At 25.9% G+C, this 23,462-nt stretch carries 19 protein-coding genes and 1 tRNA gene; 13 read left to right on the top strand and 7 right to left on the bottom strand.

The window, feature by feature from the left end; all coding sequences use genetic code 11:
• Entirely contained in the window at window positions 1–687 is a 687-nt protein-coding gene (locus tag EU92_RS06705) for an SDR family oxidoreductase (protein WP_032513035.1), read from the top strand.
• On the top strand, window positions 684–1,706 hold the full coding sequence (locus EU92_RS06710; protein WP_032513036.1) for a Gfo/Idh/MocA family oxidoreductase: 1,023 nt from the start codon (window positions 684–686) through the stop codon (window positions 1,704–1,706). The genes EU92_RS06705 and EU92_RS06710 overlap by 4 nt, the downstream gene beginning before the upstream one ends.
• A gap of 18 nt (window positions 1,707–1,724) precedes the next feature.
• Here the strand turns inward: EU92_RS06710 and EU92_RS06715 are convergent, their stop codons facing one another.
• Window positions 1,725–2,513: a 5'-methylthioadenosine/adenosylhomocysteine nucleosidase gene (locus EU92_RS06715; protein WP_052045051.1), complete on the bottom strand. Its 789-nt coding sequence runs from the start codon at window positions 2,511–2,513 to the stop codon at window positions 1,725–1,727.
• Between the two features lie 52 nt (window positions 2,514–2,565).
• Between EU92_RS06715 and EU92_RS06720 the strand changes: the two genes are divergently transcribed.
• A complete protein-coding gene (locus tag EU92_RS06720; RefSeq protein ID WP_032513038.1) occupies window positions 2,566–3,084 on the top strand; it encodes an adenine phosphoribosyltransferase in 519 nt (172 codons plus the stop codon).
• A gap of 16 nt (window positions 3,085–3,100) precedes the next feature.
• Here the strand turns inward: EU92_RS06720 and EU92_RS06725 are convergent, their stop codons facing one another.
• Window positions 3,101–4,546 carry a mannose-1-phosphate guanylyltransferase/mannose-6-phosphate isomerase gene (locus EU92_RS06725; protein WP_032513039.1) on the bottom strand — a complete coding sequence of 482 codons (1,446 nt, stop codon included), beginning with the start codon at window positions 4,544–4,546 and terminating at the stop codon, window positions 3,101–3,103.
• 123 nt (window positions 4,547–4,669) lie between these two features.
• A complete protein-coding gene (locus EU92_RS06730) occupies window positions 4,670–5,698 on the bottom strand; it encodes a glycosyltransferase family 2 protein (RefSeq protein WP_032513040.1) in 1,029 nt (342 codons plus the stop codon).
• A gap of 67 nt (window positions 5,699–5,765) precedes the next feature.
• On the opposite strand from EU92_RS06730, the gene EU92_RS06735 reads away from it, so the two are divergent.
• Both EU92_RS06735 and EU92_RS06740 read left to right on the top strand, forming a co-directional pair.
• Window positions 5,766–7,052, top strand: coding sequence for a hypothetical protein (locus EU92_RS06735; RefSeq protein ID WP_032513041.1), 1,287 nt, complete (start codon window positions 5,766–5,768; stop codon window positions 7,050–7,052).
• 271 nt (window positions 7,053–7,323) lie between these two features.
• Window positions 7,324–7,396: transfer RNA gene (locus tag EU92_RS06740), tRNA-Ala, on the top strand.
• A gap of 43 nt (window positions 7,397–7,439) precedes the next feature.
• Here EU92_RS06740 and EU92_RS0108835 read toward each other — a convergent pair.
• Entirely contained in the window at window positions 7,440–7,637 is a 198-nt protein-coding gene (locus EU92_RS0108835) for a hypothetical protein (RefSeq protein ID WP_032513042.1), read from the bottom strand.
• A gap of 419 nt (window positions 7,638–8,056) precedes the next feature.
• On the opposite strand from EU92_RS0108835, the gene EU92_RS06745 reads away from it, so the two are divergent.
• From EU92_RS06745 to EU92_RS06775, 8 genes are all read left to right on the top strand, one after another.
• Entirely contained in the window at window positions 8,057–9,556 is a 1,500-nt protein-coding gene (locus EU92_RS06745) for an MBOAT family O-acyltransferase (protein WP_032513044.1), read from the top strand.
• Window positions 9,557–9,566: 10 nt separating this feature from the next.
• Complete coding sequence (locus EU92_RS06750; protein WP_032513045.1) at window positions 9,567–10,643, top strand: hypothetical protein; 1,077 nt, start codon at window positions 9,567–9,569, stop codon at window positions 10,641–10,643.
• Window positions 10,644–10,937: 294 nt separating this feature from the next.
• Window positions 10,938–11,627, top strand: a complete 690-nt coding sequence (locus tag EU92_RS06755) for a hypothetical protein (RefSeq protein ID WP_032523352.1) — start codon at window positions 10,938–10,940, stop codon at window positions 11,625–11,627.
• 540 nt (window positions 11,628–12,167) lie between these two features.
• Complete coding sequence (locus EU92_RS06760; protein ID WP_032513047.1) at window positions 12,168–13,259, top strand: metallophosphoesterase family protein; 1,092 nt, start codon at window positions 12,168–12,170, stop codon at window positions 13,257–13,259.
• 67 nt (window positions 13,260–13,326) lie between these two features.
• Window positions 13,327–14,016 (top strand): DUF4956 domain-containing protein, encoded by a 690-nt coding sequence (locus tag EU92_RS09385; protein ID WP_052045052.1) that lies wholly within the window; start codon window positions 13,327–13,329, stop codon window positions 14,014–14,016.
• A gap of 21 nt (window positions 14,017–14,037) precedes the next feature.
• Window positions 14,038–16,704 carry a CotH kinase family protein gene (locus tag EU92_RS06765; protein WP_032523523.1) on the top strand — a complete coding sequence of 889 codons (2,667 nt, stop codon included), beginning with the start codon at window positions 14,038–14,040 and terminating at the stop codon, window positions 16,702–16,704.
• 2 nt (window positions 16,705–16,706) lie between these two features.
• Complete coding sequence (locus EU92_RS06770; protein WP_032523522.1) at window positions 16,707–17,402, top strand: polyphosphate polymerase domain-containing protein; 696 nt, start codon at window positions 16,707–16,709, stop codon at window positions 17,400–17,402.
• A gap of 139 nt (window positions 17,403–17,541) precedes the next feature.
• Window positions 17,542–18,489, top strand: a complete 948-nt coding sequence (locus EU92_RS06775) for a glycosyltransferase family 2 protein (protein ID WP_032513050.1) — start codon at window positions 17,542–17,544, stop codon at window positions 18,487–18,489.
• 82 nt (window positions 18,490–18,571) lie between these two features.
• Here the strand turns inward: EU92_RS06775 and galE are convergent, their stop codons facing one another.
• From galE to EU92_RS06790, 3 genes are all read right to left on the bottom strand, one after another.
• Complete coding sequence (galE, locus tag EU92_RS06780) at window positions 18,572–19,660, bottom strand: UDP-glucose 4-epimerase GalE (protein WP_032513051.1); 1,089 nt, start codon at window positions 19,658–19,660, stop codon at window positions 18,572–18,574.
• Complete coding sequence (locus EU92_RS06785; RefSeq protein WP_032513052.1) at window positions 19,657–19,986, bottom strand: hypothetical protein; 330 nt, start codon at window positions 19,984–19,986, stop codon at window positions 19,657–19,659. Before EU92_RS06785 ends, galE begins: the two co-directional genes overlap by 4 nt.
• A 115-nt stretch (window positions 19,987–20,101) precedes the next feature.
• Window positions 20,102–21,571 carry a hypothetical protein gene (locus EU92_RS06790; RefSeq protein ID WP_032513053.1) on the bottom strand — a complete coding sequence of 490 codons (1,470 nt, stop codon included), beginning with the start codon at window positions 21,569–21,571 and terminating at the stop codon, window positions 20,102–20,104.
• Between the last annotated feature and the right edge of the window lie 1,891 nt (window positions 21,572–23,462).

The raw sequence follows: 23,462 nt of genomic DNA, 5'->3' as shown, positions 1-23,462 counted from the left end.
ATGGTTTTAAAACAAAATCTATTTATTTTGGGAAGTGAGGGTGTAATCGGTTCAAAGATATGTTCGTATTTTGAAAAAGAGTACAACATTTTCAAATATGATTATTTATTAGGACATGACTTTACTAATGAGCAAATTGTAGAAAATATATTTCAGGAAAATTCCTGTTATGGATTAATTAACCTTTATGCTTTAAACGAACATGTGGGAATATCAAAACAAGCTCAATCATATGAAGATTTCGATATTGAGCAAATGAAAAAAATTCTATCAGTAAATGTTGTTTCCCTTTTTAATGTCTGCAGAACATTTTGTAAACACAATTCATATGGATCAGTGATAAATTTTTCATCAATTTACGGATTAAGGCCCCCTAACAATAATTTATATGAAGGGAAGGACATGAAAAGTATTTCTTATTCTGTTTCCAAATCTAGTGTTATCCCTTTAACTCAATATTTTGCCAAAAACATGCCGAATGGAGATTATAGATTTAATGTTATTGCACCTGGAGGTGTTTTCAATAGTCAAAATAAAGATTTTGTTGAAAAATATAGTTCTAAAGTACCTTTAAAAAGGATGTGCTATCCAGTTGATTTAATAGAGCCAATTAGATTTTTATTAAGTAAAGGTTCCTCTTATGTTAATGGCATAGTTTTACCTGTAGATGGCGGGTTTAGTCTTTGAAAAAAAATTTCCTGTTTATTGGATTTGGCTCTATAGGGCAAAGACATTTTATAAACATCAAAGAACAAATTATTGATGGTGATTTTTATGTTTATATTGGTGAGAACAAAACAAATATAACAATAAGACCTAACTTTAATATTATTGAAAGTGAACTTAAATTGTTAAGTTCGAAAACTGAATTACAAGAAAAAATAAGAAATTTTAAAAAAGGCGACGTTATTTTTATTTGCAGCAGATCGTTTGAACATACAGAAAATTTATTAACTATATTTGATAGTTCAGTAAAAAATATCTTAATAATAATTGAGAAGCCTTTAGCTACCAATCAAGAAAGTTTGGAAAAAATTTCAAATCTTAAAAATAATAATAATATTTATGTGGTTTCTCAATTTAGAGCTAGTAAATCATTTTATTCCTTAGATAAAATGATTACAAGAAAAACTTATGGAGACTTAATATCATTCAGTTTTTTAAATCATGAAGCCATTCAAACATGGCATCCTTGGGAGAATTATTTAGAATCTTACTCCACAATTAAATCTATGGGCGGAGGTTGTTTATTAACACAAATACATGATCTTGATATTCTTTATAGCTTAATCGGCTTACCTGTAAAATCAAATTTTTTCATTGGAGATGGCAATAATTTACGAATTGATGCAGATGACTATTATCTAGGTTCTTTTTTGTACGATACACAGCCATCAATCTTTGGTTCTATATCATCTTCTTATTATTGCTTTAATAAAACGAAAGTTCATTCATTTATTTTTGAGAAAGCCTTTATTAAGTGGGATTTGAATCTTGATATTTTAGAAATTAATAATAAAAAAAATAAAGATGGAAAATCATTCGAAAGAAATAAGCTATTTCAAAAAATAGCAAAAGAAGTAATTAATATTTCCAATTCTTTAGAAAGGAATCAGACTCATCAATCTAATAAATATAGTGGTCTAGTTAAGATAAATGATTCTTTTAAATTATTAGAATGGTTGTTCCTAAATACAAAAAATTAATTAATCCATAAAATTATTTCATTTCAGATAATTTTCTATAAATTCTGAACTTTTTAAGTTCTCAAACAATAATTCAATTATTTTTGATGAATACTTTTCATAATTGTTCAAGAATTCAGTGAAATTTTCTGGAGCAGTTTCGTTTGCATTGTCTGAAATAACTCTTAGAACTGCCCATGGAATATTTTCTTGTTCTGCAACTTGGGCCACTGCAGCCCCCTCCATTTCAACAGCTGCCAAATTTGGAAGGACATCTTTTAATTCCTTTATTTTTGAAAAACTTGAAATAAAACTATCTCCCGTTCCTATCAAACCTTCATTTATAGTACCAAATTTTGAAAGATGTCCTTTAATTTTCTCTTTTTTAAGAGTATCCAATATCCATTTCTGGAATTTTCTAGGAGAACATAATTTATCAACCTTTAGAGAAGGTATAACAAATCTTTCAAATAGAGGCCTGGCATCTAAATCGTACTGTACTAAATCTTTTGCGATTATAAGATCCCATTGCTTTAAATCAATACTTGTTGAGCCTGCAACACCAGTGAATATTAAGAAGTCAATACTACAATTTTTATTGGGTGTTGATATTAATCTAGTTGCTGCTCTTGAAGCACTTACTTTTCCCCATCCACTCCAAACAAGCGATATTTCAAACTTTATATTTCCAATACTTTGAAACTTCCAATACCCTTGATATATTTTTAAATCACCAAATTCCTTAATTTTCACATCTGTTAAATAATCTAAGGTGTTTCCAATTTCCTGGGGCATTGCACTAATTAAACCAATATGAACACTTTTCATAATTTAAAAGTAAATATTTAGTATTATTCTAATAATTTATCAAATACCGAGAATGTTAGAAAATCAACTTCATAAGCACATAGATACATATCCTAATTTTCCAAAAGAAGGAATTAATTTCAAGGATATTACTCCCATTTTTAGAAATCCAAAAGTTTTTGATATGGTAATTGATAAATTTGCAGAATTCGAAAGTTCTCATAAAGCTGATGCTCTAATAGCTATTGATGCAAGAGGTTTTTTATTTGGTTCTGCATTATCTGCAAGACTAAAAAAACCACTTATTTTGGCGAGAAAACCAGGGAAACTCCCTGGAGATCTAACGACAAGAACTTATAAGTTAGAGTATGGCGAAAACTCCCTTTCTCTTCAAAATAAATCTTTGGATGGTTATCAAAGCTTTTGTATTATTGATGATTTACTTGCAACAGGAGGTACGGTTAATTGCGTAAAAGAAATAATTGAAAGTAAAAATAAAAAAATAACTGGATTAATTATTCTTATTGAATTGCTAGAATTAAGTGGGAGTAAAAACTTTAATTTCCCTGTGAATTCTTTGATAAAATATTAATTTCCAAATTGAAATATTATTTTTTTTTACTTATTCTTCCATAATTATCCTCATATCTAAAAATATCATCTTCTCCTAAATAATTTCCACTTTGCACCTCAATTAATACTAAGGGTGAGTCTCCATTATTAGATAATCTGTGTTTTGATCTTGGAGGAATATAGGCACTTTGATTGGCTTCTAAAATTATTGTTTTTTGGTCTATTTCAACTTTTGCTTTGCCGTTAACTACAATCCAATGCTCAGATCTATGCTCATGCATTTGTAATGATAAAGATTGATATGGTTTTACCGAAATCTTTTTCACTTTCCAATTATGATCTTCAGCTATGGAAATATAATTCCCCCAAGGACGAAAGATTTTTTTATGTTCTTTACCCTCATTTAAATTTAGCTTATCCAAATCAGTAACAATTTCTTTAACGTCCTGAGAACAATCTTTATTGGCAACAAGAATTGCATCACTAGTTTCAATTACTACAAGATTTTTAATACCTAAAGCAACTAATAATCTACTTTCACTTTTAATTAGTGAGTCAAAAGAATTCTTAATTAAAACATTACCTTCCAAAGAATTATTTTGAAGATCTTTTTTTGAAGTTTCCCAAACTTTATTCCAACTTCCAATATCACTCCAACCTGCATCTAATGGAATAACAGTTCCTAAATTAGTTTTTTCCATAACTGCAATATCAATAGAAATATCTTCACAATAAGAAAAAAATTCTTTATTAATTCTCTGAAAGTCTAAGTCAAACTTACTTTTTTGAAGAGCATTTTCACAATTACGAATAATCTGTGGTGAAAAATTTCTTATTTGATTTAAAATGTTTTTTGTTTGAAATAAAAAAATACCACTATTCCAAGTAAAACTATTATCGTTAATAAATTCTTTAGCTAATTCAATATCAGGCTTCTCAAAAAATCTTTTTATTTCACTCCCTTGTAAGGAAATAGGATCCAAATTATTCATCGCTTGAATATATCCATAACCTGTCTCAGGTGAATTTGGAACAACACCAAAAGTAACTAATCTTCCTTTTTCAACTTCCTTAATACCTGACCTAATTGATTTTAAAAAATTCTCACTATTTTTAATCTCATGATCTGAAGAAAGCACTAATAAGAAAGGATCATTCCCCTCCTCTTTAGCTTTGATTCCTGCCAAAGCTATTGCAGGAGCTGTACCTTTTCCAAAAGGTTCTAATAGAATAGATTTGGGTTTTATTCCAATTTCTCTTAATTGCTCAGCAACAATAAATCTATGCTCTTCATTACAAATTATTATTGGATCATCAAGATTTTCAAGCTTTTTAATTCTTTCAAAAGTATTTTGTAAGAGTGTCTTTGTATTATCATTGCCAATTTTCAAATATTGTTTAGGGAAGCTGGCTCTTGAAAGAGGCCATAGTCTAGAACCTACCCCTCCACAAAGGATTACAGGAATTATTTTCTCTCTCATAAAATCAACTTTTATATAATTATTGTATACTTTTTTTTAAAAACTAAATATTTAATTTTTAAAATTATTACGTTAAGAATATAACACTATTTTGCCTTTAAGTTTAAATATATTTATAAATAACTAATTGCTATCTTTTCTTAAAAGAATATCATCAAGATAATATCTAAAGTTTACAATTTTTATTCTTATCCCTGATGTATAATCATAAAAAAAGAAAAGGCAAAGGCATATTGAGGAAATTGTGATCATACTTGTAAAAGAAGCGGCTATTCCAGCGCTTACAAATATTCCTGAAGATATACTTGGACTTATTGAATAAAAAAATATATAAATCACATAAGAAATTGCCAAAAAGAAAATAGATAATAATAAAGTTCCAAGGTTTAGATTAAATAAATATTGATTAAATATTCTTCTACAAATTGCTTTAAACCAAAAACTTAAAATTGGAATTATCATTTTATTACTTTCCATAGAGGTTATCCAATTTTTTCCATAATTTGCTGCCATGGGAAATTGATATATTTGACACTTAAGCGAGCAGCTTTTTTCCAAGAAGCTACTCTCAAAAAGATACCTTGAAAAAATTTGTGTATTTGTATTTACTGAAAGTAAATACTTTAAGGTCAAAGAGTTTGTAGCGATAAATCCATTTGCGATATCAGTTAGTCCTCTACAATTCAATCCTACTCTTGCTATTGGTTCCAAAATTAACGATCCTATTCTTCTTATGATAGGAATCTTTGTAAATCTGTTTCTAAAACAATATCTAGAGCCTTTCAGCAAGAACATTTCGTTCTCTTCCCTTGAAATTATAAATGGAATTATCTCTGCTAAATATTCTGGAGGGTGTTGACCATCTGCATCTATTTTAATAACAGCATCACAATTATCTTTTAATGCCTGATAAAAACCCGATTTAGAGGCAAAGCCTACTCCAAGATTTCTGGAATGATGAATTATTTCGACATTAAATTTCTTGTCAACCTCTTGCCAACTATTTTTTGGGCAACAATCATTTATTAAATAGATCTTTGTTGTTGCAATATTGGAAATTTTATTTGTGGTATCAATTATTCTCTTAACAACTGAATTTATTAACCCATTTGCTCCGTAACAGGGAATTACTATCCCAATAATTGGCTTCATGAATATAATATTTTGACTTTTTCAATTTATATTAATAATATACCAATTAAAAGTTTTTGTAAAAATTATGAAAAAAAGGCCTATTAATAAGAGGTTTATTAGTGAAAGTATAAGATATCCACTATATTTCTTTTTAATTATACTTTTTATATTTTTTACATATACTTTATTTCATCCCATACCAACTCCAATCTCCGCAAAAACTATAGGTTTGGGAGCAGATTATCTTGCTATTGGTGATAGAAATTTTTATTTTCAGGAGAATAGTAGTTTATATGGTTACGGCGATAATGGCTCAATAAAAGGGAGTTTCCTTTACCCATATATACTTAATTTTTTAGCATTCATTACCTCAAAATTAGGTTCATCTACAATACTTTGGAATACATTAGTCATATTTTTAGCAACTATATGTGCACTAGGATCATTATTTTTTATAGATAGATCAGCAAACATAATATTTGATAAAGGAACCGCTAAAATTGCATCTTGGATTTTTGTTTTATGTCCCTACACTATTTATTATTGTTTAAGTGGAGGAATTACCATTTATATGACATTTGGTGTTGCTTTTTCAACATATTTAATATCAAAAAGTAACTTATTTAACCCTTCTAAATTTGCACACAAAATCCCATTAACAATTTCACTTTTATTGTTAAATGTATTATTTTTGTCTTCAATTAGACCTACAGGATCAATTTTTTCAATCGTTGTAATATTTCTATTAGGGGCAATAATATTAAGTAAATCTCTTAGGAAATTAATTAGTTTATCAAGAGTCGAAAAAATAATTATCTATTCAGTATTTTCTTTTTGTTTAGCTTATTGTTTTTATCAATTGAAAGTTAATACAAATTATTTAACTTTTACATTTAACAATTTTGTTTCAGAGGGAGGTACTTTTTTTGGAATAGAAAGACAACTATTAAGAGACAAGATAACTTCATTTGCTAATGAAGATTTAAACTATATTAAGTCCTACTTTTATTTGATCCTTTGGAAAGTAATTGATTTTGTAGCTGGATTAAGTGATATTAGAGATTCACATTCTCTTTATGGATTTAATGCATTATTCCCATCAATTTCAAGAATATTTGTTGGCATTTTTATAATTTACCCTATAAATTTATTAGCTTTTTTTGGGATATTTATTTATTTTAAAAAGATTTTTTATTATGGGCTTTGGATTAATCTATTTGCTGCAATATTGTGTTTAGGACCTAATTTATTAGGCGTTGCTTTTACAAGGTATTTAATAATGATTTATCCACCTTTAATTATAATATCTGCAAAAACATTTGGGCTAATACTGAATGAATTGAAGAACCAAAAAAATTTAAAAATTTCTTAAAATATTAAACCTTAATATTTAAAATCAATTTGCTTAAAAAATTTAATTTCTTGCTATGTCCTTTTTAAAAATTAAAAAAATTCAAACTTGCCTATTAAGTATGTGATCTGTCCCATCAAATTAATTTAATATGAAATAACGTCCTTAAATATTCTTCATTTTATTTTAAAATAAACAATTGATTGATCACACTGTATAAAGTACTATAGGAATTACGACAGTTACAAAATGAATCTTCAGATTGATTGATATAACTGTTTTTTTACGATATGGGGCCATAGCTCAGCTGGTAGAGCACCTGCATGGCATGCAGGGGGTCAGCGGTTCGAATCCGCTTGGCTCCACTTAATTTTCTTAGTAATAGCAATTAATTTAAGAGATACATTCTTAGAAAGATAACTTTTCTTTAATTGAATTTTGAATTAGGTCTGTCATATCATCATCGTTATTATAACCACTTCCATCTATAAAGCTATCTCCTAGAAAAAACAATTGAATTTTCATGATCATATTCGTAGTAATCTTGAATATCTCTTGGCCCGATATTATTTGAAGCAATACTAATATCAAAGAATGATTTTGCATGTCTAGAAGTTGAGTTTATCCTCAGCCAAAAGTCCCAAGATTACTTCTCTTTTTTAAAACTTTCACCTTGATACTTTATATTTTTAGATTTACTGTATTCCAATTTTTCAAATTTATTAGGTATTAAATCAGCACATAAAAAAAGTTTAGACTACTTCTAGACTCCCAAATATAAGGAAGAGAAAAATAAAAAAATTTTTTATTATTTTTTTCATTCTTTTAATTTTTTTTATTATTAGAATACTAAATAAATAGTTTGCAAATCTATAAAACAGAAGTCTTACGAAGATAATCAATAAAACTTATTCTTAGAATTAGTTAATAATGATAATTTAAAAAGTATTTACCTATTTAAAAAATTCTGTATTATTCTTAAATCTAACATTAGAATATTTAATAATCTGGACAAGATTTCTTAAATGATTTTCCATTCTTTAAATTATATTTTTTTATTTCTTCCTGTAACTTTAATTTTATACAATTTAAGCTCATTAAATAAAATTAGGAATATTATACTAATTTTAGCAAGCTATATTTTCTATGCATGGGGCAACCCTTATTTATCATTACTACTATTATCTTCTTCAATAATTGATTATCACATTGGTAAAAAGATAGATCATATTAACCAAATTTCAGATATTAATTCAACTCAAGAGAATACTGATAAATTAGTAAATAGAAAAAAGAGTTTACTAATTATTAGTATTTTTTTTAATATTGGTCTTTTATTCTTTTTTAAATATTGGGATTGGTTCTTTGGTGTTTCGATCTTGGCTTTATCAAAATTAGGCCTTAATATTTTTGATATCAATTCAGTAACATTTCAACATCAAATACAAGTTCCTCCTGGTATTTCTTTTTATACATTCCAAACATTGAGTTATACATTAGATATATACAAAGGAGAATTCAAGGCTAAAAAAAGTATTGTTGATTATTTTGCATTTGTTGCATTTTTTCCTCAATTGATTGCAGGTCCAATTGAACGAGCAAAAGATTTATTACCCCAATTAAGTAAATTCAGAAAACCAATTACCTCCGAGATGGCTGAACATGCTTTTTTTCTTATTTCATGGGGGCTTTTTAAGAAACTAGTTTTTGCTGATAACCTAGGACATTTGGTTGAGAGATGTCTAGAAAATATTGAAACTCCAGGATTAGGCCTTACTTTATTAATCGCTTTTTCTTTTCAGATTTATTGTGATTTTAGTGCCTACACTGATATTGCTAGAGGTACGGCTAATTTATTTGGCATTCAACTAAAACGAAACTTCCTTACTCCTTATTTCGCAATAAATCCAAGTGACTTTTGGAAAAGATGGCATATCTCACTTTCGCAATGGGTTAGAGATTACATATATATTCCATTAGGCGGAAATAGGGGGTCAAAACTAAAAAATACTTTAACTGTTTTAATAACAATGGCAATTATGGGATTATGGCATGGGGCAAGAAAATTCTTCCCAATCTGGGGTATTTATAATGGTTTACTTTTAATTTTTTATAGGATAATTCCAGTTGACAAGTACTTAATAAAAACCTTTGGGAATATTAAGGGCAAAATCGTTGCGATTTTAATAATGTATTCTTTTACTTTATTTGGCTGGCTACTATTCTTTTCAAGAGATAACGACGATTTTATTTCAATATTAAATTCTATTTTCTCTACTTTTTCACTTTTATCAGCATCCAAAGAATTAATTATTAGTTTTTTTGGAATTAGTTATGGGCTAATCATTTTTTGTTTGCCAATTTTAATAACTGAATTTATCGGGTATAGATTCAATCTTGAATTTGTTGATATAGCTAAAAAAGTGGGGCCAATTTCTAAACTAATAATATACTTGTTAATAATATATGGTATTTTATTTATTGGTTCTAGAGGTAGTTATGATTTCATTTACTTCCAATTTTAGTTAAAATAAAATGAAATTAAAAGTTCATATTTTTAAACCCTTAATTTTCGCTTCTTTAATATTTTTATCTATAGAGGTTATAACTTTCTTTAGAATTGGTAAAGCTAAAATTACTGAAGCATCTATTGAAAATACATTTTTCGATAATAAATTCAAAAAATTAGACGTTGGTCAGAAATACTTTGTCCTTTACAAAAGTCAGATTTTTAAAAATAATAATGCAGATTTTATCCAAATTGGAGATTCTTCTGGTTTTTTTGGAATAAGGCCTAATATTATAAATACTTATTTAAATGGACTTGATTTTCTTAATATAAGTTGCTGCGCAGATTCAGGCTGGGATGGGTATGTTTATCAGGCTAATTATTATTTAAAAAATAACCCAGACGCAAAATATTTAGTTCTGTATACTTCCCCATATTCTCTTCCAATGCAATATAAAAAAGGATTTTCTGAAGACCTTAATCATATATTTGGAGATATTAAAGATAAAAACTTCTTCAAAGTTTTTAACTATATTCCAACTTTGTATTATAGAAAAAGGGTTCTTAATTTTTTATATCAAAATAGTATTGAGGATAAAGAGAAAGAATATAAAAGAGCAATGGATAATCTTGGGATAGCAAAGAATTTCGAATCTTATACTGGATATAAATATGAACAACTACTTGAATATTTAAAATTTTCTAGGGGTTGGCTACCGTTTGATAGAAAAGATGGTTGGAAAGATATGCCAATCGCGAAATGTGGGCCTTCTATTCTTAGGAATTTTTATGATGCTTCAGGAAAGCCAACTTTGAACAGCGCCCTCCAGAAAGTAAAAAATATTACTGATAGATATGATGTAAACCTAATAGTTATTTTCAATCCAGTAGCTTGTGAAGATTCGGAAAAGATAGTACCTATTCATAATGATCTACTAACATTTAAAAAATCAAATCCTGATGTTTTTATACCCTTTGACTTCATAAATTCTATTGATAAAGAGGAATTTAGCGATCATTGGCATTTAACACCAAAAGCGTCAATTTTTCATTCGCATAAAGTTGGCAAAGTTCTTGGAAATTATATAAATACATCTGAATAAAACTAATCAATTTTAAAACTATTTAGTATATATCAAAATTTATATCTCTCAAAAAGATTTCAGTGTCTTTAATGCTTCTAAATACAATTTTTTTTTCTATTTAAATGAATAGCTTAAAGAATATTTTAAGTATATTATTACTAGATCGATAAAGGATATCATTTTAGGTAAATATAAAAAATAAAAGCTATGGAATTTGATAAAATAATTATTAGCTACGATATTTATAAATTAAGCTATTTACATAATATAAAACCTTTTTAAACAAAATATTTTTCTATAAGCTAATTATTAATGAAAAATCTAATACATTTTGACAAAAAAATTTCCAACAAATTTCCATTTATATTTTTGTTCTTTTGTTACTGGATTAATACTTATACATCACTTGGATCAAAAATAATTCTACATATTTCTAGTGAAGATAATTTATTTGAGAATCTATCTTTTGTTCTCATTTTTCTATCGGCTTTATATATATCTAGAACAATAAATTTAAAAAATATAAAAGATATTTCTTCAAAAAACTTTACACTTATATTTATACTTGTATTTTTTATTATCTGGGCTATAGAAGAGGTTTCCTGGGGCCAAAGAATTTTTAATTTTTCTTGGGACAAACTTTATAGTATTAATTTTCAAAACGAAATTAATGTTCATAACTTGAATATTTTTCAACCACATCTTCATAAAAGTTATTACATATTGGGATTCATTGTAAGTTTCATGTGTGTTTTAAAGAAAAAAAGAAAAACGAGCTTACTCCCAGATAAATCAATTCTTTATTTCTTCTTACTTCCATCTCTTTATTATTTTATAGGAGAAATAATTCTAAACTTTCCACAAGAAATACAAGGGGAAATAGTTTTAACAAGTCACATTTTTTACTTTCAGGAACCTAATGAGTTTTTACTTGCCCTAGGTGCTTTTTTGTATTCATTGAGACTTTATAGAATTAACAAAAAAAATATTTCAGAAGTTTAAAATTTATATATTTCAGTTCTGAAGATTAATAACTAATTGGGGGAAGTTAGAAATTACTACTTATAGGCATCAGTTATACTAAAATTAATATAATTTATAAAATGATATTAATTGAGTTCTTTAAAGATATTAGGATTCAAAACGGTTATAGTAAAATATAAAATTATTGATAAATAAAATTAAACCTAAATTTCATATATATTTGACTAATAAAGGATAGTTAGTATTTACTTATTATTACCGCAAAAAGACTTTTAATATAATAGTATTTTTTGTTTATTTAATTTTTTATTGCTAAATTATAATTATAAAAATATTTTAAAATATTTTTAATACCATATATTTTAGGATTTCTATTTATAGTTTTTTATTTGGGTAAATTTAAAGAACATTTTTTAGAATAACTTTTATTCAATTTAGGTATTACTTAAAAAGTAAATTTTCATGAATAAAGTTCTTACTCCTTAATTTTTTGTATTTCTTTTTTTTATATTATTCATTTCAATAAATTCAGGAAAGAAACTAAATCTTTATTAATTTATGAGCCTTATAATCGAGAAAAAAAAACTTTTTAATCCATTTTTAAATAGGGGGAAAAAGTTTTTAATTATATTTTTATTTTTAATTAATATTCACCCCATTATAAGTGCTCCAATAAGATCAAATAATTCGGAAATTAAGTCTGTAGTTTTAGGCCACTTGTATCCAATTATGCGACATAATCCAAAAATATTAGAAATACTTTTTGAAAAAATTAAAATATTGGATCCTGATTTTATTTTCATCTTAGGTGATTCAAAATTATACAATAAAAATATCATAAATAAATGGCGTAAATATTTTGGCAATAAAGTTTTTTTTGCCCCAGGTAATCATGAGATAGTTAATGGAAATCTTGATCAATTCATTGATAATGTAGGATACAAAAATACTGTGGTGGAAACACCTATAGTAAGATTCTTAGTAGGCAATTCCAATGCTCACTATTCCGAATTAGTCAGTTTTATTGAAGAAAGTAATAATAATAGAATAAAGAAACCTAATATATTATTAATTCATCATCGAATTTGGGATGATACATTGACAAGCCCAAGACCATATCTTCATGATAAAAGTTTTTACCTTAAGGATATATTCCCGACTTTAGAAAAATATGTATCAACAATCTTTGCCGGTAATTCTAAACATCAATTTTTTGCTGATATAGGAAAAGGCATATCAGGGAAACAAAATATGAATCTTATATATTGGGCTGATAGGATTGGAAATATAAATGCTTATTCAGTTGGGATTGGTCAAGGTAGACCAAAATTGGGATTCGTCGAAGTATTGTCTAATAAAGAAAATGAAGCAATAGTTATTCCTCATCATATTCAAACCGAATTTAAAGACCCACTTCCAATCAATAAGCTAGTATTGCATCCAGGAAGTGTCTCCCCAGCCAAGATTAGATCTAATAAAATTGCTGGGAATATAGAATCAAATTATTTAGATCTCAAATATAAATTTAAAACAAGCCGTTTTTACAGACATTACAAAAAATTACGAAAAAATAGAAAATACTTCCTTTACCTTTTTTTCTTTTTGATTGGCGCTTTTTTTTCATTAATGACTAAAAGAATAATAAGGTAAAATAAATTCAAAAAAAACACCTAATTCATGATGTGTGTTATATAATTAGGTATATTTTTTTTAAGAATTGAATAATACAATTTTAGATCAATTATCTGTTACGACTGGAGGTACTTCGGTAGTTTTATTTTCTTATTCTATTGTCTTGTCGTTTATTTTATCTTATATACTTTCTAAGTCTTATATATACTTTTCTAAAAGCCTTTCGAATCCTTATTCATTATTTAGAGTTTTACCTTTAATTGCTATAGGTACAACAATTATAATTGCCGTAATCAAATCATCATTAGCATTATCTCTAGGCCTTGTTGGGGCTCTCTCAATAGTAAGATTTAGAACTCCAATAAAAGAACCTGAAGAGCTATCTTTTATTTTCTTCTCAGTTGGGATTGGAATTGCCTGTGGTGCTTATCAATATAAAGCTGCCATAGTGGGATTAGCTTTGATAATAGTTTCTTTGTATTTATTAAAAAGATTTGATAAGAAAGTCTCTGAAAATAATTTAATTAGAATTTCTATAACTTGCATTCGTCCAGAGGAAACAAGTGGGCTAATTAATTTAATAACTAAATATTCCAAAACAGTTGATTTTAATAACTTATCTGTAACTAATGCAGATACGAATCAAAATACATCACTAGCTCTAACAATAATGCCTATAAATAAAGAGTTTACTAATATAGACTATTTAGCAAATGAAATCGCAAAAACTTTTCCATCAGCATCTTTTACTATTCTTGATTCCCAAAGTTTTTAAATTTTAAAATAATTTAGAGTAATGAATATTTTTAAAGAGCAAGATAAAAACAGTAAAAATAACTATACAAAAGTTCAAGAATATTTTAAAAGGAGATTAAAAAAAAGAGTTTTATTTAAAGTTTTATTTTCATTATTTTTCGGAGTAATAATTTTTACTCCACTAGATTATTTGAACACTAACACATCTGGTAGGCCTATAGATAAATTCCGTATGTATTTATTAGCTACTATTGGAAAATTGGATAAAAGAGCACAATTTATAGCCACCGAAAGTTTAGATTTTGGAGATAGTTTATATAATGTGGGCTTAAATTATATTAGATCTGTATTCGTTAATGAAGATATATTAAACATAAATATAAGTTTTAAAAATTTTAAAAAGTTGCAAATAAAAAGAGATCAAGCGGTTAAAGATGGAATACTTGTAAGGAGTTCAGATGATAAAGTAAATGCAACAATAGAATATAAAGGAAAATCATATCCAGTAAAATTAAGATTAAAAGGAGACTGGACAGATCACTTGATTGGAGATAAGTGGTCTTTTCGCGTAGAGAGCCGCAAAGGGAAGTCATTGCTTGGTATGAATGAACTATCCTTACAACATCCAAGAACAAGAAATTATTTAAATGAATTTATCTTTCATAATTTATTAAAATATGAAAGTCTGCCTTATTTAAGGTATAAATTCTTACCTATAGCGATTAATGGAAAACACTTAGGAGTTTATGCATTAGAGGAGCACTTTTCCAAAGAATTATTAGAAAATAGTGGCTTCAGAGAAGGTCCTATAATTAAGATTTCCGACCAAAACCTTAGAGGAGAAACACAAAGAAAAAAAATAATCAAATATGAAAGTCCAATTAATACAGTAGATGTAAACAATTCTGAGATTCTTACTTTTAACATTGATAAAACAGTCCAAAATGAAGCTAAAATTTCACAATTTCGTCTCTCTAAGAATTTATTAGATCAGATATTAAAGAGAGAAGCTAAAACATCAGAAGTATTTGATCTTAAACTAACTGCCAAATATTTTGCTTTGTGTGATCTATTAGGTGCCGCATCAGCACAAACATGGCATGATATGAGATTTTATTTTAATCCAATTTCTTCCCGTCTAGTTCCTATTGGATATGATGCTCAGCCTGCTATACGGAATAGAAACAAGCACCTATCTTTTGATTTAAATGTTATGGGCTTATTTGATGACAAAATATTTTTAAAAGAATATTTAAAAGAACTTCATAGAATTAGTAAAACTAAATATTTAGATGAATTTCTTAATGAAATATCAAGTGATATAAAAAAACAAATTGCGGTTATTAATAAAACATTTCCTCATGTAAATTTCCTAAAAGAAGAATTATATAAAAACCAAAAATACATAAAAAACAGATTAAATCCCTTAGACCCTATATCTTTATCATTTGCTGAGCAAGTTAAAGATTATGAAAAATTAAAGATAAAATTATTCAATAAATCTTTATTCCCTATTCAAGTTCATAGTTTGGTATATGAAAATAAAACTTATTATCCATCCTTAAAAAAAAGCTTAGATCCAAGAAAAAAATTTAAAAGATTTAACTATACTGAAACCGAATTTATTCATAAAAAATCGCAATTACTAAATAACAATATAACCAAAGAAAATGAAGTAATAGTAAAATACAGTTTGGATGGTATTAATAACTTTTTTACCACAGAGACTACAATTATACCCTGGGCTGAGTCAACTAAAAGTTCAAATCGATTAATAGCTAGAGAACCAAATCATCTTTCATTCCCATCTTTAATCATAGATAATTCAAATAGATTAATTACTATAAAAGATGATTTTGTAGTTAAAAAGCCTCTTATATTTCCAATTGATTATAGGATTCTAATTGAAGCTGGAACAAATATTTCATTAAATAATAGTGGTATGTTTTTAGTACAAGGTCCTCTAATAATAGAGGGAACTGAAGATAAACCTGTTTATATTTCAAGTGAGAAAAATGCAATGGGTATTCTTGTTCTAAATTCCAAGTTTCGATCTAATTTAAAAAATGTTGTTTTTAATAATCTTAATGCCCCAAGTGTGGCATCTTTAAACATTACGGGAGGCTTAACTTTTTATAATTCTCCAGTTGATATATCATACTCGAGATTCATAAATTCAAAATCTGAGGATGCAATAAACATAATACGTTCTACTTTCTCAATAAAAAATTCATATTTTGAAAATTCGTTTTCTGATGCAATTGATATTGATTTTTCTGAAGGGAGTATTGAAAATAATCAATTCTTTAAAATAGGTAATGATGCAATAGATATTTCTGGTTCTTTAGTTACTCTCAATAAAATAAATATAGATTCTGCTATTGATAAAGCAATTAGTGTTGGAGAAAATAGCAATGTCATTGGAAATAATCTAAATATTTCTAGAGCATTTATTGGCATCGCTAGTAAAGACCTTTCTTCTATAAAGATAAATAATTCAAATATTAACAATACTGAAATATGTTTAGCCGCCTATCAAAAGAAATCTGAATATGGACCTGGCTCAATAATGTTATTTGAGAAAAATAAAATTTGTCAGCCATTTAATTATATTTTAGAAGATGGTTCTACAATAAATTCTGATTCACAAGGTTTAACCCCAAATACTTTTAACGCATATAAAAAATTATACCCATCTGAAAAATGATAATGATTTCTTCTGATGAGAATTTTAGATATGAGAAAAAATTTTTAGTTCAAAATTCCTTTGTGGATTCTCTTGATCATTTAAGGTATTGCTTACCTTGCGATATATATGAAGCTTATCCTACAAGAAGAGTAAATTCTATTTATTATGATACTGGAAATTTACTTTTAGCTAATCAAAGTAAAGAAGGTCATTCAAATCGTTTCAAAGTCAGGATTAGATATTATGGTGAAAGTAGCATTTTAAATAATCCCTTCCTAGAAATTAAATACAAAATTGGAAACGTTGGTATTAAACAAAAATTTAATATTAACAATATTAAATTAATTGAGGATAACTTTTCTTTATCATACTTATTAAATAATTCAAAATTACCATCTTTTGTAAATGATCTGATTGTTCTTCTTAAACCTGTTGTTTTTATTTCCTATAAAAGATATTATTATCTAGAAAAGTTTGAAAGATTTAGATTTACATTTGATAGATGTTTAACCTTTAATAATATTTTTAACCCTAACAAATCATTTCCTTTACCTTTAGGTTCTCTAGTCCGTTTTCATCAAAAAGTTATCGAACTTAAGTACTCCGAAAAAAATGAAAATGATGTTAATTCATTTATAAAAATTTTTCCTTTGAGACTAACAAATTTCTCTAAATATAGAATAGCATTAGCTGAATTAGGTATTTTAGACATTTAAAAATAGAAATAGTATTTTAAAAAACTAGTTTAATATCACAAATCTTTTCTTGAATTTTTTATATTGTTTGAGATTAACAATAATTTATTTTATTATTTTCTTAGATAATATAAATAAGTACAAACTATTAAGATTTTAGATGTATAATACTATTTCCTATGTAATACCAATATTTAATGAGGAATTAAATATACCAATAATTATAAAGAAAATAATTGAAGCTTTTAACAAAAATAATTTAAAGAATTTTGAGATAGTTTTTATTGATGATGGCTCTTCAGATAAATCTGTCAGTATTATAAAAAGTTACATAAAAGATGGAATAAATATAAAGTGTATTTGTCTTACAAGGAATTTTGGCCATCAAGAGGCTTTAACTGCAGGACTAGCCTATGCAAACTCAGACTTAATTGCTATATTGGATGGCGATCTTCAGGATCCGCCTTTAGTAATAAACGAATTCATAAAAACTGCAGAAAAAGGATATGATGTTATCTACGGAATCCGCAAGAAAAGAAAAGAATCTATTTTGAAGAGAATTTCTTATAAATTCTTTTATAAAATCTTATCAAGTTTAAGTAATATATATATTCCTATTGATTCGGGTGATTTTTGTTTAATGACAAATAATGCGTTAAAAAAGCTTAATGACTTACCTGAAAAAAATAGGTTTATTAGAGGTCTTAGATCATATATTGGATTAAGGCAATTAGGTATTCCTTATGAAAGAGAATCAAGATATGCAGGATCCCCAAAGTATAATTTTAGAAAATTACTTAGACTAGCTTCTGATGGGATTTTTAATTTTAGTGATAGGCCTTTAAAAATAACAAGCGCTTTCGGATTCTTAGTTTCTTTAGTAAGTCTATTAATTATGTTAATACTTATTATCCAAAATATATTAACAATAAAAATCTTAGGTTTTTCTCCCAATGATGTTCCTGGATATACGTCTATTATAGTTTCGATATTCTTTGTATCTGGAGTTCAATTATTTGCAATAGGTATAATTGGCGAATATATTTCAAGAATCTTTCTTGAATCCAAAAAAAGACCTACATATTTAATTAGAGAAATAATAAAATAAAAGCTCCTTAAAAATCTTTCTTTTTAAAAGTAAAGTTGTTTTTGAGATATTAGAAAGGTAACAGGAAATAATTGAAATTGATTTAAAAGTTTAAATATCTTTTAATATTCTTTTTTTGCCAATTATATGAATCTTCAACTATTTTTTCTATTTTATTAAATTTTGGTTTCCATCCTAAAATTTTCTCAATTTTAATAGATGATGCTATCAATTTTGGAGCATCACCTAATCTTCTAGGAGAAAAAATAACCTTTATCTTCTTATTTGATATCTTTTGAACAATATTAATAATATCTTGGACAGAGACCTCATAACCATTTCCTAAATTAAAAACTAAACAATTATCTTTATTTTTTAAATAATTTGATTTGCTTTCATTTGAGAAAATACTTAAGGCACTAACATGAGCATCTGCTAGATCACAAACATGAATATAGTCTCTAATACAAGTGCCATCTTTTGTTTCATAATCATTACCAAAAACTTCAATATTATCCCTCATTCCTAATGCTGATTGAATAACAAGTGGAATAAGATGAGTCTCAGGTTTATGCATTTCACCTAAGGAAGAGTCAGGCATAGCTCCAGCGGCATTAAAGTATCTTAAAATAACACTTTTAAGATTCGAATAGCGTCCTAAATCCTTAATCATTTCTTCAATAAATAATTTACTTTTTCCATATGGATTTATAGGCTTTTGCTTTGTTTTTTCTGTAATAGGAAATTCTTTAGGAATTCCATAAGTTGCACATGTACTAGAAAAAATAATTGGTATTGGAAGGTTATTGAAAGTTTTTTTAACTACTTTGTAATCACAAATTGCATCTAATAATATGGTCGATTGCACAACATTATTCAAATAATATTTAAGAGGATTTTCCATAGATTCTGCAACATATGCATATGCGGCAAAATGCATTACTGCCTCAATAGTTTTTCCTTCATGAACTGTCCCTTTTAAATCTTCATGTTCTCCTAAAAGAATTTTCATTAATTGTTTTTTATTACCCACTTGTCCTACGATTAAGGGGACTTTAAGAATATCTGTTACAACATATTTATGCCCATATACAAGATTATCTATAACTATAGGTTTATGTCCTTTATCAATTAAGGCTTTAACTGTATGACTTCCTATATAACCGGCTCCACCTGTTACTAAAATCCTCATTTATCAATTCCAATTCGCCATACATTAAGCCCCAAAATAATTGCATTATAATGTATATAAATATTTCTCATATCTATTACCCATGAAGGTAATCTAATTATTACTGAAATTTCTTCGCAAGCTATAATTTTAAATTCTTTATTATGAAGATTAACAAAATTAACGTTTTCTATAAAGCGTAATTTTTCTTCAAAGAAAATATTTTGATTTGCTAAAGCAAGATTAGTGAAAAAGCAAAATAATCCATCGAAAGCAGAAGAGGAAAGACATATCTTTATTTTTTTGTTCAAATGCTTTTTACTTTTAATTATTATATTATTCCACATTTTAAAAATTTATAAATAATAGTGAAATATATATGTATTCATTTAACCTATTAAATTGGTTTAATCCTTTTTTGGAATCAAAACATGGAAGAATCAACAATAATTTTTTAAAAAACTAACCTGCTAATTTTAAAGAGGGACTATTTATAAGTTTAGAGTATACTAAAAATTCAATCCATGGCATTACTGGATAAAAATATCTATGCTCTACTAAGTGAAAAATTCCAATATGCATAATTATATTTGCCATTAGAAGTAAAAAACTTCCAATTAAAATATAGTTATTTTGAATTAAATCAATATTATTTTTAGATACAAGTTTAAGAGGATTCAATGATCTAATAAAAATAAAAAAATATTTAAAATAAAAAGAAAAAAGAATAATTCTGTAAACAAAAATAATAAATTTGAATAGGAGTTTGATTAATAATGAACTATTTAATATTGAAAATTTTGCATCTAATCCAATCGCTAAAGGCCACCCCCAAGAGTTTAATGGATTCATTAAAACACTTAAAGATTTAATTATAAATAAAGATGTATTTCCTATAAGTCCATTTTTTTCTAATCTCTTTCTGGCTAATTCTTTGAAAATCTTTTCTTCATCTTTATTAAATCCCCTTTTTATTGAAGGTTCATCTTTATATAGTATTTTAATAACTTTTTTATAGTCAGAATCATTTTCGGAAATAAAAGGATTCCATTTAGTATTAATTACTATTTTTTTTCTATCACCATTTTCTCTATTATAAATAGGATATAAAGTAGATGCATGATCATATTCTGTTAAGGAAAATGTAGACAACCAACTTCTTAATCCACGAATATTTTCTGGACCATTAGTGGGATTAATTTTAAAAGGGGTATGTCCTCCATATTGAATATCTCTAAGTCCCCAAGGCATAATAAAAAAAACTAATGCTAAAGAAAAAATAATAAATGATTTTATAAATCTCTTAATTCCATAAGAATTTAAAATAACAAGGAAGTGAGGAATAATTAATGCTATTGATGTAGGTTTAAAAAAAACTGCAATGATAGTGAGAAGTACAATTCTTAAATATATAAATTTAAAGTTCTTTGTATTTTTTCTTAGATTTATAAATTCTGCCAATAATAGAACACTAAAAATATAAAGTATAGGCTCGATTAAAATATATCTTGAATAACCAAAAGCTATAGGAGAGAATCCTAAAATAAGAGCCAAAGGATATGTCTTTTCTTGCTTTAAACCATTTTTCTGGAGAGTAAACAATAAATAAAAAACAGACATTATTGCAAGTATTGATACAATAATTGGAATAAATTTATCAACTAAACCTATATGTTTCAAAAACCAAATAAAATATGGAAAAGCTGGTAAATAGCCTCCAGTTAAAACTTGACATTCTCCTGTATTATTTGTGAAGGAAAATCCGCATCCTTTTCCTATATTTTCAGCTACATCAAGATAAAAAAAAGAATCATCAGTTTTGACTGAATTAAAAACTATATAGATAACTCTGGGAATTACTAATAAGAAAAAAATTATTATCCATTTATTTCTTATATTTAATGTCTCAAAAAAATTAATTGCTTTTCGCATGTAAAATTGAAAAGGATTTATTTAATTAACTATACACCAAGAAACATCCTCAATTTTTTAAATAATATTGGAACTTAAAAGATAAAAGATTATTTTTAAAAATAATAAAATTTTAGAGTTTATTTTAAATAAGCTTTTTAAATTTTTTTATGTATGTAGTATATGTAAATAAAAACTCTAAAAAGTTTTTCTAATTTTGCAAATTAATAAGCTAATTATTTTTGAGCAAATGAATTTAATCAAGGACTTAAAAAAAAGGTGCTTAAATTTTTAATTTAAAAAATATAAATCATAGCAAAGTCAAATTACTAATAAGTCATCGCAAAGATATTTTAATTTTTTTATTTAATATAAAGGTAGGCAATTTAAAGGAAATATGATAATAAGATCGTAAAATATATAAATTTATTAGAGTTTAATTTTCTTTTGATATTAGACTTAATAGAAATTCAGAATAAATACTACTTATATTTTAATTTTTATAAATTCTTTAATTAATGATTAAAATAAATTTTTATTTTTTAACTAATTTAAGCTTATCTATAGTGTCAATAAGAAATAAAGAGTATAAAAAGAATTCAACCAGTTCTAAATTAAAAATATAACCTGGATTTACTTGCATTAATGATCCATAAAATTCTGTCAAAGAAAAATAGATAATTGCGTTAGATAAAAATAAATTTAAAAAATATAAATTGCTATAAAAAGAATTTCTCCTCTCAAGAAATATGAAATTTAATTTATTTAATTTTTTAAAAAATGACCCGTATCCAATAATAAAAAGCAGAATTGTAACTAAAAATGTAATCAAACCAACCTTTCCGAAGATTGGGACAAAATCAAATATGTATATACTTAGAAAATTAGAATTATGTAGATTGAGCTCATTTTGATTATTAAAAGAATCTAAAAAGTTGAACCTATCTTCAGTCAAAAAACTCAATTCTTCAAAAGTCAATAATGAGAATAATAAAATTTTCAAATAATAAGAAAATTTATTGTAGTAGTTAATAAAATATAGACGATTATAAACAATAATAACGATAGTAAGGATTAAAATTGAAACCTCTGCGATACCAAAAAGAGAGATTTCTTTGACTGAAAAGAAAAAACTATTGATGAAGCTAATTTCACTAAGACTTTTACTAATATTTTGATAATTCGGGTTTCTACTAGGTACTAAGTTTCTAGAGTTTAAATAAGTTGATAGGAAAAACAATATCGAAACAAAAGCTATAAAAAATGAATGCCTATTAATAAACTTTCTAAGAAATTTTTTCATAATTATGGGACTAAGGTATCATTTAAAATTAAATTAATTATTCTAAAACCAAGAATAAAATAATAATAATTTATATATTGTTTTATTGTAAAACACAAAAGTAATTTTCTCTGAGTCTATATTTCTATAAGTTTTAATTTATTTTAATTCAATAATTAGAGCATTTCGAGCCTGAACTTTTATTAGGCTAAGAATATATTTAATTTATTTCCAAAAAGGATGTATAAAATATTTAATCTAAAAGTATTTTTTCAAGGTAAAAAATTTAATACTTACATTACATAAATAATTATAAGAATTACTGATGTCACAAATAGATCATAATTTTAATGTAGATAAATTTTGTTAGATTGAATATATTCCTAGCTTTTCTAGTGCAGAAAATAAACTGAATTATGAATTAAAATTATCTAGTACTTCTTAACATTGTTTTAATTAAAAAATAGACTTCTAAGATCAGTTTTGTAAAACAAAAATTTTATATTCAAATTAGTAGAGCACACATGTAAATAAAATTACTTTATTATTTTTTTTTAAGTATTTTGAACCCTTAACATTCTACATTTAATAAATAAATCGAATAAAATGATCACGTTGTTAAAACAATTT

It is taken from the genome of Prochlorococcus marinus str. MIT 9107, from assembly GCF_000759855.1.
In the GTDB taxonomy this organism is placed as follows: domain Bacteria; phylum Cyanobacteriota; class Cyanobacteriia; order PCC-6307; family Cyanobiaceae; genus Prochlorococcus_A; species Prochlorococcus_A marinus_N.
This window is presented reverse-complemented; position numbering and strand designations above follow the sequence as displayed.

Excerpts from the sequence above, each read along its gene's own strand:
- EU92_RS06765 (WP_032523523.1), top strand. The coding sequence starts at position 14,038 with ATGAATATTTTTAAAGAGCAAGATAAAAACAGTAAAAATAACTATACA.
- EU92_RS06790 (WP_032513053.1), bottom strand. The coding sequence starts at position 21,571 with ATGCGAAAAGCAATTAATTTTTTTGAGACATTAAATATAAGAAATAAA.
- EU92_RS0108835 (WP_032513042.1), bottom strand. The coding sequence starts at position 7,637 with ATGCAAAATCATTCTTTGATATTAGTATTGCTTCAAATAATATCGGGC.
- EU92_RS06725 (WP_032513039.1), bottom strand. The coding sequence starts at position 4,546 with ATGAGAGAGAAAATAATTCCTGTAATCCTTTGTGGAGGGGTAGGTTCT.
- EU92_RS06760 (WP_032513047.1), top strand. The coding sequence starts at position 12,168 with ATGAGCCTTATAATCGAGAAAAAAAAACTTTTTAATCCATTTTTAAAT.
- galE (WP_032513051.1), bottom strand. The coding sequence starts at position 19,660 with ATGAGGATTTTAGTAACAGGTGGAGCCGGTTATATAGGAAGTCATACA.
- EU92_RS06730 (WP_032513040.1), bottom strand. The coding sequence starts at position 5,698 with ATGAAGCCAATTATTGGGATAGTAATTCCCTGTTACGGAGCAAATGGG.
- EU92_RS06735 (WP_032513041.1), top strand. The coding sequence starts at position 5,766 with ATGAAAAAAAGGCCTATTAATAAGAGGTTTATTAGTGAAAGTATAAGA.
- EU92_RS06720 (WP_032513038.1), top strand. The coding sequence starts at position 2,566 with ATGTTAGAAAATCAACTTCATAAGCACATAGATACATATCCTAATTTT.
- EU92_RS06750 (WP_032513045.1), top strand. The coding sequence starts at position 9,567 with ATGAAATTAAAAGTTCATATTTTTAAACCCTTAATTTTCGCTTCTTTA.
- EU92_RS06770 (WP_032523522.1), top strand. The coding sequence starts at position 16,707 with ATGATTTCTTCTGATGAGAATTTTAGATATGAGAAAAAATTTTTAGTT.
- EU92_RS06775 (WP_032513050.1), top strand. The coding sequence starts at position 17,542 with ATGTATAATACTATTTCCTATGTAATACCAATATTTAATGAGGAATTA.
- EU92_RS06745 (WP_032513044.1), top strand. The coding sequence starts at position 8,057 with ATGATTTTCCATTCTTTAAATTATATTTTTTTATTTCTTCCTGTAACT.
- EU92_RS06715 (WP_052045051.1), bottom strand. The coding sequence starts at position 2,513 with ATGAAAAGTGTTCATATTGGTTTAATTAGTGCAATGCCCCAGGAAATT.
- EU92_RS06785 (WP_032513052.1), bottom strand. The coding sequence starts at position 19,986 with ATGTGGAATAATATAATAATTAAAAGTAAAAAGCATTTGAACAAAAAA.
- EU92_RS06755 (WP_032523352.1), top strand. The coding sequence starts at position 10,938 with ATGAAAAATCTAATACATTTTGACAAAAAAATTTCCAACAAATTTCCA.
- EU92_RS06705 (WP_032513035.1), top strand. The coding sequence starts at position 1 with ATGGTTTTAAAACAAAATCTATTTATTTTGGGAAGTGAGGGTGTAATC.